The following is a 10,200-nucleotide window of genomic DNA, read 5'->3' as shown; positions in this document are numbered from 1 at the left end:
ATCACAGCACGTCGGCAAAGCCCTTGCGCAGCAAGCGGAAGGCCGACAGGCCCAGCAGCGCGACCAGGCCGGCCACCAGCCAGTAGGCCAGCAGCAGCTCGCCTGCAGGTTGCGCGGCGCCCAGCAGCCAGCTGCGGGAGAACTCGATCGGTAGGGTCAGTGGGTTGATGATCAACAGCCGGGCTATCCAGTCGGGGAGTATCTCGACCGGATAGAAAATCGGGCTGAGGAAGGACAGCAGGGTCAGGATGAAAGCGACCACCGGAGCCAGATCGCGTAGATAGACGCCGAAGGCCGAGACCAGCCAGCACAGGCCCAGGGTCATCAGGGCCAGCGGCAGCATGACCAGCGGCAGCCACAGCAGGCCCAGCGGCAGGCTGTGATGAACCACGGTATAGAGCACTGACCACACCAGTACGCCTATCAGCCAGTTGAAGCCGGCGGTGGTGATGGTGACCAGCGGCAGGGCCGGCAGGGGGAAGATGACTTTCTTGACGTAGTTGGCGTTGGCCTGCAACAGGCCAGGCGCCCGCCCCAGGCTTTCGGCGAAGAACTGCAGGAACAGCATGCCGGCAAAGACATTGAGGGCAAAGGCGGTTTTATCGTTGGCCGCATCGCCTACCCAGCGTGCCTTGAATACCTCGCTGAACACCCAGGTGTAGACCGCCAGCGTGAGCAGGGGCGTCAGCACGGTCCAGAGCCATCCCAGGGTGGTGCCCCGGTAGCGGGCGGCGATCTCGCGCCGCGACAACTGGCCTACCAGATACAGCAGTGAACGCAGCTTTCTCATGGTTTGGCCGCGTCTATGGCCAGGGTGGGCGGTAGGCCGGCTTTCTGGCGCCTGGCGGTGTTCAGCAGTTCGCGGACTTCCTCCATGGCGTCGTCCAACTGGCGGTTCAGCCGGTCGGCATCGCTCTGGTTGTTGATGACGTAGGGGGTCAGGGTCAGCAGCAATTCGGTCCGTTCTGTTTTCTTGGTCTGTGCCCGGAACAGATTACCCAGGACGGGGATGTCCTTCAGATAGGGCACACCCGTCTCGTTGACGCTGCCGTTGTCCTGGATCAGCCCGCCTATGACCAGGGTCTTGCCTTCCTGCAGGCTGACCTCGGTCTGCACACTGCGCTTGGTGAAGCGGGGCAGAGTGGTGGCGCCATTGGTATCGTTGGCCACGGTGCTGACTTCCTGGTTGATTTCCAGGTTGACCAGACCCGATTCATTGATGCTAGGCTTGACCTGCAGGATGATGCCGACGGTGCGGTAGGTGAAGCTTTCGGCGATGGTGGAGCCGGTGGTGCCAGTGTTGGCGTTGCTGATCTGCTGGGTCCGTACCGGGACTTCCTGGCCGATTTCTATCTTGGCTTCCTTGCCATCGCTGGCGACGATGCGGGGCGAGGCGAGGATGGTGATGTCGTCGTCGTTGGCCACGGCCTGGATGGCGCCCATGGCCGTGCCCACGCTGTCGGTGACGCTATAGAGCAGACCACCTGCCTTGGCGTCTATGGTGCCGCCCAGTTTGGCGGCGGCCTTGTAGATCTGGCCGTCTATGCTCAGTTTCTCGTGCAACAGGGTCCACTCTATGCCCAGGCGGTTCTGCTTGCTCAGGCCTACCTCGATCACATTGGCCTGTATCAGCACCTGGCGGGAGACGGTGTCGAGCTGCTCCAGCAATTGCAGTATCTGCAGGTAGTCTTGCCGGCTGGCCTTGATGATCAGCGAATTGGACTTTTCGTTGGGGATGATCTGTACCTCGCCCGACAGGCCGGTGCCCGAGGCGCTGGTGGTGGGGACGTTGCCTTTTTGCACCACCTTGGTGGCCCCGCTGCTGCTGGCCGGTGCGGCGCCGCCGTAGATCTGGCTGATCAGGCCGGCCAGGTAGGCGGCCGTGCTGTTCTTGACGGTGTAGATGTTGATGCGGGAGTTGAGGCCTTCCTTGGGAGCGATATCGACTTCGCGTATCTGCTTGCGGGCGGCTTCCAGCACGTCGCGGTTGGAGGCTGCCACCAGGATGGCATTCATGCGCTTGATCGGCATGAAGAACACCTTGTTGGCTTCGGTGCCCCGCCAGTTGTACATCTGTGAGGTCTTGAACAGGGTTTCCATCTCGCGCGCCACTTCGGTGGCATCGCCGTTTTCTATCTGCACCATCTCGGTCTGGACCTTGGCCAGATAGTCGATGTCCAGCGACTGCACCAGTTCCTGTAGCTTTTTGACGTTGCGGGCGCGGTCTACCACGATCAGGTAGTGATCGGTGGGGTCGTTGACCAGTGTGGCCTGCGGGCCGATGAAGTTGCGCAGGGTGGCGATTAGGGCTGAGGGCTGCACATGGCGGGGGGCGAAGATCTGCACCACGCTGCCGTTGTCGCCCACGGCCGTGCTGGAGACGGAATCGCGGGCGGCCAGGTTGTCACGCACCACCTTGTATAGATTGCCATCGCGGATGATGGAGATGTTGTTGAGCGCCAGCACGCTTTGCAGCACGCCCAGCAGGTCTTCCGAGCTGACTGGGCTGAGGCCGTTGATGTTGACCTTGCCCGTGATGCCCGGATCGACGATGTAGTTGAGCTGCAGGATATCGCCCATGATGGTCTGTACCACCTCGTAGACATCGGCATTGTCGAACCGCAGGGTGACGCCGCCCGCGCCTACCAATTGCGGCTGCTGTGTCAGTACCCTGTCGCGCGGGGCGATGGGCTCGATGGCGGCGACCACCTGCGTGGCGGGGGAGGTAGTGGTAGCGGTGGCTGCCGGGGCGGGGGGGGCTGCTGCCGGGGTGGCCGCTGCGGGCTTGGCAGCCGTGGTGCTGGCGGGTTTGACCCGTGTCTCGGCTGGCAATGGCTTGGTCATGGGCTGCGCAGCCGGCGGCGTGGTCGCGGCGGGCGCGGCGGCGGTGGGTGTGGCAGGCTGGGCCGGTGGTGGCTGCACGCCGGGCGGCAGGTTGCGCTGCATCTGCCGTATGGCATCCAGCAGCGTGGGGGCGGCGGCGGGGGTAGGCGGCGGCGGAGTTTCTTCGGCCAGGGCTGTGGTCAGTGCCAGTGTCAGAACGATGTTCCGGGTGCAGTCCGGAAGGCGGGGCGTGGGCTTGCTGATTTTGCTTGGCATCGTTTGCGTGTCGTCTCTGGAGGGGGCTGGCCAATCTATGTATAGGGAGGAAGCGGTTCCGAGAACCTGGAATGATCCGTCAGCCTGAGAAAATCTTATCATACTGGCCGAACAGCATAGTCTGCGCAGCGCGATTGCCTGCTGCAGCGCACGCTTGGCGCAGGGCAACCACCCTGCCATGCCGCCGCACCCTGGGGCAGATGCAGGAGTAAAATGCTGCCGACGCGCTACAGACATTGGATAACCATGCCGGACACCCACACCCTACGCGAAGAGAACCTGGTTCCTTTTACGGCTGAACCCGTGACCGCTGGCCGCCTGCTGGTCTTTGCGCCGCATCCTGATGACGAGGTGTTCGGCTGTGGCGGCACTCTGGCCCTGCATGCCGCCGCCGGGGCGGCAATCCAGGTGGTGGTATTGACCAGTGGAGATCATGGAGAGTTCGGCAAAGACCCGGAGGCCAGGCGAAATGAAAGCGCCCAGGCAGCCAGCCTGCTCGGTTATGCCACGCCGGTGTTCTGGGGCTTGCCGGACCGGGGGGTGGTGTGCGACGAGGCACTGGTGGGCCGCATGCTGGCCCTGATGACCGAGTTTGCGCCTGAACTGGTGTTTGCCCCCTCGGTGTGGGAGGTCCACCCCGACCATGTGAATACGGCCCTGGCGGCCCTGGAGGCGTTTCGACGCTGGGCGGCGCCGACAGCCCGCTTGCTGGGCTATGAGGTGGGATCGGCGCTGCAGCCGGACGCCCTGTTTGACATCACCACCATGTTTGCGGCCAAGGAAGCCGCCATGGCGGTGTTTGCCAGCCAGTTGGGCGTGCAGCGCTACGACAGGCAGATCAGCGGGCTGAACCGGTTTCGCAGCTATACGCTGGGTGCGGCTGAGGCGGTGGAGGCTTTCCATGTGACGGAGGTGGAAGATTGCCGCCATGGCCTGCCGGACAGCCTGCAAGGGATTGCCGGGTACCGCCGCGTTATCCAGCACAAGCTGGCCGCTAGCCGGCCGGCGACGGTGAGTGTGTGCCTGCCAGAGGCAACGCCTGCCTTGCTGCCCTCGCTGCTGGCCGATCTGGCGCACCAGACCCATGCTGCGGTAGAGGTGCTGGTGGACCGCGATGTGTTGGCGGCGGCAGTGCTGCCGGCAGGCTTGAGCGAGGCGCTGTCGCTGGTTGGGGTGGCAGAGGCGCATCCCGGTGGGCTGTGGGGCGCTGCCAGCGGCCACTTTGGCATGGTGCTACGGGGCGGTGTGAGGTTGCTGCCCGACCATCTGGCCAAGCTGCTAGCCAGCCTGCAGGACGACGATGGCGCCGTGCTGGCCGTGGCGGCCTGCGCTGCCGATGCCCACCTGGCGCATGCGCAGGAGGGCATGTTGCCGCCAGCAGGCAGTGCTGCGGCTTGGTGGCCCCTGGCGCCCATGTTGCCTGCGGCAGCCTATTTTTTCAGGCTGGACGGGGTGGTCTGCCCTGATGCGGGTGCTGCTCAGTCGGATTGGGTGCATGCACTGGCCACGGCCAAATATGGGCGTGTGCTATGCCTGCCACAACCCACTGTGCACCTGCTTGAGCGCCTGCCAGTACCTGATTGCCAAGGGGTGGCCGATATCCTGGCGCGGTTTGGGCGTACCGTGGGTGCGGAGACGATACGCGAGTTACTGGGGGTGGTGAGCCAGATCGGGGCGGTGCAACTGGCCCGAGAGACGGCGTTGCTGACTTCGCTGGAGCAATATGCGCCTGCCGTAGTCAGCTTGCGGCGCAGCCTGGCCGAGCGGGATACCAGCCTGGCGCAGCGGGAGGCGGCATTGGCCGCACGGGATGCGGAGCTCGCGCATCTATTGGGGGATATGGCGAGCCTGCGTGCCACGATTGCGGCAGAGCGGCATGAGCTGGCTACCCAACTGGCGGCCAACGGCCAGTTGCTGGCGCAGCAGGTGGCGCTGGAGCGGGGCCTGGGGGCAGAGCGGGTGGCTGTGGCGCAGGTACAGCTGCAACTGCAGCAAGCGCAGGCACAGGTCGAGCAGTTGCGCCTGGAGATGGCGCAAAGGCTGGCCGAGCAGCAGGCGCAGGCCCAGCTTGCACAGGTTGACGCGTTGCGCTGGCAGGCCCAACAGTATGAGGCCAGCCGATCCTGGCGTTGGACCCGACCCTTGCGCTGGCTGACAAGTTTGCTGGCTCGTTGAGCCGCATGCCTTTATCATCAGCGCCCGCCGCAACGTATTGAAGTGTTTGGAAGCCATGTCGGATTTGGTCAAAGAAATAGATGTGCTGGTTGTCTGTTATCAACCAGCACGGGAAGGCCTGGATGAGCTGCTGCAGAGCCTGGACAGGGAAAGGCTGCGCAGCGGGGTGTCGTTGCGGTTGCTGGTGTGGGACAACTCGATCAGCGAGGATGCGCGCGAACGGGTGAACCAGTGGGTGGCTGCTGCGCCGGCCGCGTTTGCAGCACAGGTATGGCGTGATGGCGGCAATCTGGGTTTTGGCGGCGGCCATAACGCCTTGCTGGCCCATGCGAAGGCCGATTGGCTACTGCTGCTTAACCAGGACCTGACGCTGGAGCCGGATGCGCTGGGCCAGTTGCAGCAACGCGCCGGCAGTGCCGCGGATGTGGCGGTGTGGGAGATGCGCCAGTTGCCCTATGAGCATCCCAAGGTATATGACCCCAGCAGCCTGGACACGCCCTGGTTTAGCGGTGCGGCCTTTCTGATACGGCGTACGGCCATGCTGCAGGTGGGGGGATTCGAGCCACGCATCTTCATGTATGGCGAAGACGTCGACCTGGCCTGGCGCCTACAGGCCAAGGGTTGGCGTACCTGCTACCTGCCGCAGGCGGCGGTGGTGCACCATACCTATCGCTATGCCCATGAGGTCAAGCCCTTGCAGGCGCTGGAAGGCACGCTGACCAATCTGTGCCTGCGGGCCCGCTTTGGCAACTGGAGCAATGTGGCGCGCGGCCTGGCCATGCTGGGCACCGAGATCATGATGCCGTCCAGTTTTCCTGGGCGGCGCTGGGGGCTGATCAAGCTGTTCTTCCGCTTCTGGCTGCGTTTTCCGTATTTCTGGCGCAGTGGCCGGGAGTGGCGCGGCAAGGGGCAGTCGCAGTTCCTGTTCTGGAACTATGCCATGCACCGCGATGGCGCCTTCGAGGTGTTCAAATCCCGCGTAGGTGTGGACGTGGCCGAGCTGCCCTTGGTGTCGGTGATCGTGCGTACGCACGCCCGCCCGGATGTGCTGCGTGAGGCATTGCAATCATTGGCGAACCAGACCTACCCACGGCTGGAAGTGATGGTGGTGGAGGATGGCGCACCCACGGCCCAGGCCATGGTGGAGGCCGAGTTTGCCGGGCGCATGAATGTGCGTTATTTCGCCACCGGCGAGAAGGTGGGGCGCTCGGAAGCCGGTAACCGCGCCATGGCTGCGGCCCAGGGCGAATGGATGAATTTTCTGGACGACGACGACCAGCTGTTTGCCGACCATGTGGAAGTGTTGCTGGAAACGGCCCTGACCCAGGGCAAGCGCGGCGCCTATGGCCTGGCCTGGGAGGTGGCGACCGAGATCGACTCCTATAGCCCTTTCCGCTACCGCGAGCTGAACCATGCCACGGTGCACAGGCAGCCGTTTTCGCGCTTGACCATGTGGCACCACAACTACCTGCCCATCCAGGCGGTGCTGTTTCATCGCAGCCTGTTTGAGCGGCATGGCGGCTTTGCCACCGAGATGGACCAGCTGGAAGACTGGAACCTGTGGACCCGCTATACCCTGCATGATGACTTTGTGATGGTGGAGAAAACCACCTCCAAATACCGTGTGCCGGCCAATGCCGAGGTGCAGCAGGCGCGGCAGGGCAAGCTGGACGAGGCCTACCAGTATGCGCTGGCCAAGCAGGCCGAGATGAAGCTGACCATGACGCCGCAGGAGATATTGGCGCTGGTGGGGGATTTCAACCGCAGCCAGACGGTGGTCTATATCACCAAGTCGTCGCTACGCCATATGTGCCAGACTTGGCCGGGGCTGCGCTGGTTGTATGCACGGCGGCAGGTGGTGCTGCTGGGTTTGCGGCGCATGCGGGCTTGGTTGCCGGGGCGGGCGTAGGCTTGGGCGGTAGTTAATGTGGTGTGGGTGTGTGGTGGTGTTGGTGGTCGGTGAGAGCTGGGCCACCGACTGGTGCGATTGCAATGCCGCCACCAAGGCTCGTGGATGGCTGTTGCCCCCTAGGCATGGCATTTCCTGGGGGGCTATTTCGCTGGTGATGGCTATCTTCTAGGTTCATACCGCATCGCTACCGCGCCCGAACCGAAATCCAGCCGGCTGACGAACTGCAGATCGAGCGGCTTTGACAATCCCGCGAACAAGGTTGGGCCATAGCCTACCAGGCTGGGATGTATCACGAACTCGTACTCATCTATCAGGCCCAGCTCAGCCAAGGCCAACGGGAGCTGCACGCCGCCGACGAACAGCCCTTTGCCGGGTTGCTGCTTGAGCTGCTGCACAGCGCTGCCCAGGTTTCCGCGCAAGAGTTCTGCGTTCCAGTCGACCTGTTTCAGGGTGCTGGACACCACGTACTTCTTTGCTGCGTCTATTGTCCGGGCGAAGGGTTCCATCCAGGGCGCCATCCAGTCGGGTCTTGCTCCTGTTTGGGCTGGCGACCGAAACGCGGCCTCCATCATTTGGTAAGTCACCCGGCCAAAGAGGAGGGCATCGGCTTGCTTGAGATTTTCGATGGCGTGACGATGCAGCGCTTCGTCTGAGGGCATCATGGTGTGATCGCAGCAGCCATCCAGTGTGATATTGATGGAGTAGCGAAGCGGGCGCATGGTGTGCTCCTGACGTGGCCTGGCCTTGTAGTTTAGCTGCACCTGCGTGCGGGCTCAGGTGATTGGTTGCAGCACCATGCTGGACTTGTTTTCCTGGCGTTCACCGGCGCCGGATGAGCGGTTCTTTTCTTCCTTGCGCGTCAGGACCAGGCGGTCGCCGACTACGCTGTAGCTGCGGTCTTCGTCGCTATGCTGCTCGAAACTGACGACGATGAAGGCGCGGCCGGAGAGGTTGACGCGGTGGGTGCTGGCGAGCGGTGTGCCGTCTGCGGCGATCCAGATAGTTAGACGTCCTTCAAAGTCCTTGACGTATTTCCGGTCGCGTTCGGCCAGCTTGTCTATGGTTTTCTCGAAGGTCAGCTTGCGGGCAGGTTTGCCGTTGTAGCTGTCGGCGGCTTCGCCTTTGTAGGTGCTGTCTTCAATCTCGCGCACCAGCGTGGCGGCGGCGGAGGTCATGCTGCGCAGTTCGGTGAAGTCCAGCGCGCGCAGGGCGTACAGGGTGGGGGTCTTGCTGTTTTTGTCCTTGCTATTGGCGCGTTGCTCATTCTCGGCCCGCATCAGTACGTCCTTGCCGTACAGCAGTTGCAGGCCACGGCTGCTGTCCTCCAGAGTGAGGCTGGCCTGGCCCTGGCGGTCTTCTGCATCCTTGCCGTCACCCTGACGGCTGCTGGTCTTGATCTCCAGAGCAGCTTTCAGTGGCATTTGCCCCTGCAGGCGGGACAAGGCGGCCTTGAGGTCGGCCAGGCCATCGGCATGGGCCTGTAGGCTTCCGATCAGCAGGCAGGTCAGCAGGGTGGAGATGGGGTGGATACCGGGCAGGTGCATGAAAGGCTTCCTGTTGGGAGGGAGTGCTGGGACAGGGGGCTGCTGGGGGGAGTTCGCGGGCTGTAGAAATTCATCTCGCCTGCACCGTCTGCCTTCACCCATCATTGACCTGCGTCCAAAGCAGGTGCTGAAGCCCATTCAATATGATGACGAGCGTCAGCGAGGTTCCCCGCCGGCGGGCGGGGGTGGGGCTGGATCAGGGTAGAGCCTGCTGCCTCAGGCTGCGCTACCGTTTAGCGCCAGGGTTGCCCTGGCGTCTGCACCGTCTGCCTTCACCCATCAGTGACCTGCGTCCAAAGCAGGTACTGAAGCCCATCCTATATTCAATAGGATGACGAGCGTCAGCGAGGTTCCCCCCCGGCGGGCGGGGGTAGGGGTGGGGCTAGATCAGGGTAGAGCCTGCTGCTTCAGGCTGCGCTGCCGTTTAGCGCCAGGGTCGCCCTGGCGTCTGCACCGTCTGTCTTCACCCATCAGTAACCTGCGTCCATAGCAGGCTCTCACCGGAAGTCGGTATCGCCAGCAGTGAGCAGCCAGCGGTTGGCGACGGCGTCGGGGCTGGGGCCGGGGGACCAGGCGTTGCAGGGGATGAGGACGTCGATGTCGATCTGCTTGGGGCGGCTTTGGAAGTAGCGTGCGTGTGCCTGGCTGAGCCACATGGTGAGCAGGGGGGCATCCTGTTGGCGGGCGATCTGGGCGGCGGCCTGGGCGCAGGTGTCCCAGTCTCGGGGGGCGGCGACCAGGTCGAGCAGTTCCATGCTGCTGGCGTGGCGCCGCAGTACGACCAGGCCGATGGCCTGGCGGCTGAGGCGATGGCGCAGTAGCCAGAGTTGGTAGTCTACGGTGGGGTGGTTGAGATAGCGCTGCTGCAGGCGGGCGGCGTCGCGCAGGCCCAGGATGTCGTGTGGCAGGGCGGTGTGCATGGCCTGCCAGAGTTGGGCCAGCTCGCGGCTGTGCGGTTGCAGCTGTTGCAGGCGTTCGGCTTGTTGCGACCAGGGGAGGGGGGCGACCTGGGCGGTGAGCCAGTGCAGTTCGATCACTTCGCCGGTGGGTTGGTACAGGCCCAGCCGCTGGGCGACCTGCATGGCGCGGCGGTTGGGGAAGCCGAAGCCATGCAGATAGGGGCGGCCGTGGCCGATGTAGCGGTCGAGGAAGGTGGAGGCGACTTCGAAGAAGGGGCCTTTGCGGCTGAGCGAGCTGCGATCCTGCTGCCTGACCATGACGTCGCCTATCTGCACGGCCAGGCAGGGTTTGCCGGCGTCGAGCACGGGGCGCGGCATGGCGCCATAGTGGGCGGTCAGGTGGCCATCGGCCTGCCATAGCCCCATGGCCAGGCCGCGTCCTTCGCCATACTTCCAGTGCCAGAGGGCCGGGGGCATGGCGCTGCCGAAGGCGACACTGAACAGCTCGTTCATGGCGCTTGCATCGGCTTCGGTGAGCAGGCGCAGGGTGGCGGCGTCGGTCATGGCGGGG

The 10,200-nt window shown here is 63.9% G+C and carries 7 protein-coding genes; 2 read left to right on the top strand and 5 right to left on the bottom strand.

What is annotated here, in order from left to right; translation table 11 throughout:
- Position 1: 1 nt before the first annotated feature.
- Positions 2–790 carry an ABC transporter permease gene (locus tag V7714_RS11990; RefSeq protein ID WP_335709922.1) on the bottom strand — a complete coding sequence of 263 codons (789 nt, stop codon included), beginning with the start codon at positions 788–790 and terminating at the stop codon, positions 2–4.
- Complete coding sequence (gene gspD, locus V7714_RS11985) at positions 787–3,099, bottom strand: type II secretion system secretin GspD (RefSeq protein ID WP_335709921.1); 2,313 nt, start codon at positions 3,097–3,099, stop codon at positions 787–789. Before gspD ends, V7714_RS11990 begins: the two co-directional genes overlap by 4 nt.
- A gap of 246 nt (positions 3,100–3,345) precedes the next feature.
- Here gspD and V7714_RS11980 point away from each other — a divergent pair, with 246 nt between their 5' ends.
- Together V7714_RS11980 and V7714_RS11975 are read left to right on the top strand one after the other, a co-directional pair.
- On the top strand, positions 3,346–5,274 hold the full coding sequence (locus V7714_RS11980) for a PIG-L family deacetylase (protein ID WP_335709920.1): 1,929 nt from the start codon (positions 3,346–3,348) through the stop codon (positions 5,272–5,274).
- A 55-nt stretch (positions 5,275–5,329) separates the two neighbouring features.
- Entirely contained in the window at positions 5,330–7,183 is a 1,854-nt protein-coding gene (locus V7714_RS11975; RefSeq protein WP_335709919.1) for a glycosyltransferase family 2 protein, read from the top strand.
- Positions 7,184–7,344: 161 nt separating this feature from the next.
- On the opposite strand, the gene V7714_RS11970 is transcribed toward V7714_RS11975, so the two are convergent.
- The 3 genes from V7714_RS11970 to V7714_RS11960 form a co-directional block, all read right to left on the bottom strand.
- Positions 7,345–7,905, bottom strand: a complete 561-nt coding sequence (locus V7714_RS11970; protein ID WP_335709918.1) for a dihydrofolate reductase family protein — start codon at positions 7,903–7,905, stop codon at positions 7,345–7,347.
- 54 nt (positions 7,906–7,959) lie between these two features.
- Entirely contained in the window at positions 7,960–8,730 is a 771-nt protein-coding gene (locus V7714_RS11965; protein WP_335709917.1) for a hypothetical protein, read from the bottom strand.
- A gap of 497 nt (positions 8,731–9,227) precedes the next feature.
- A complete protein-coding gene (locus V7714_RS11960; RefSeq protein ID WP_335709916.1) occupies positions 9,228–10,193 on the bottom strand; it encodes a GNAT family N-acetyltransferase in 966 nt (321 codons plus the stop codon).
- Between the last annotated feature and the right edge of the window lie 7 nt (positions 10,194–10,200).

This window comes from Chitinimonas sp. JJ19, from assembly GCF_036961565.1.
Taxonomy (GTDB): Bacteria; Pseudomonadota; Gammaproteobacteria; order Burkholderiales; family Chitinimonadaceae; genus Chitinimonas.
This window is presented reverse-complemented; position numbering and strand designations above follow the sequence as displayed.

What these genes read in the sequence shown, in the direction of transcription:
- V7714_RS11990 (WP_335709922.1), bottom strand. Translation starts at nt 790, where the DNA reads ATGAGAAAGCTGCGTTCACTGCTGTATCTGGTAGGCCAGTTGTCGCGG.
- gspD (WP_335709921.1), bottom strand. Translation starts at nt 3,099, where the DNA reads ATGCCAAGCAAAATCAGCAAGCCCACGCCCCGCCTTCCGGACTGCACC.
- V7714_RS11980 (WP_335709920.1), top strand. Translation starts at nt 3,346, where the DNA reads ATGCCGGACACCCACACCCTACGCGAAGAGAACCTGGTTCCTTTTACG.
- V7714_RS11975 (WP_335709919.1), top strand. Translation starts at nt 5,330, where the DNA reads ATGTCGGATTTGGTCAAAGAAATAGATGTGCTGGTTGTCTGTTATCAA.
- V7714_RS11970 (WP_335709918.1), bottom strand. Translation starts at nt 7,905, where the DNA reads ATGCGCCCGCTTCGCTACTCCATCAATATCACACTGGATGGCTGCTGC.
- V7714_RS11965 (WP_335709917.1), bottom strand. Translation starts at nt 8,730, where the DNA reads ATGCACCTGCCCGGTATCCACCCCATCTCCACCCTGCTGACCTGCCTG.
- V7714_RS11960 (WP_335709916.1), bottom strand. Translation starts at nt 10,193, where the DNA reads ATGACCGACGCCGCCACCCTGCGCCTGCTCACCGAAGCCGATGCAAGC.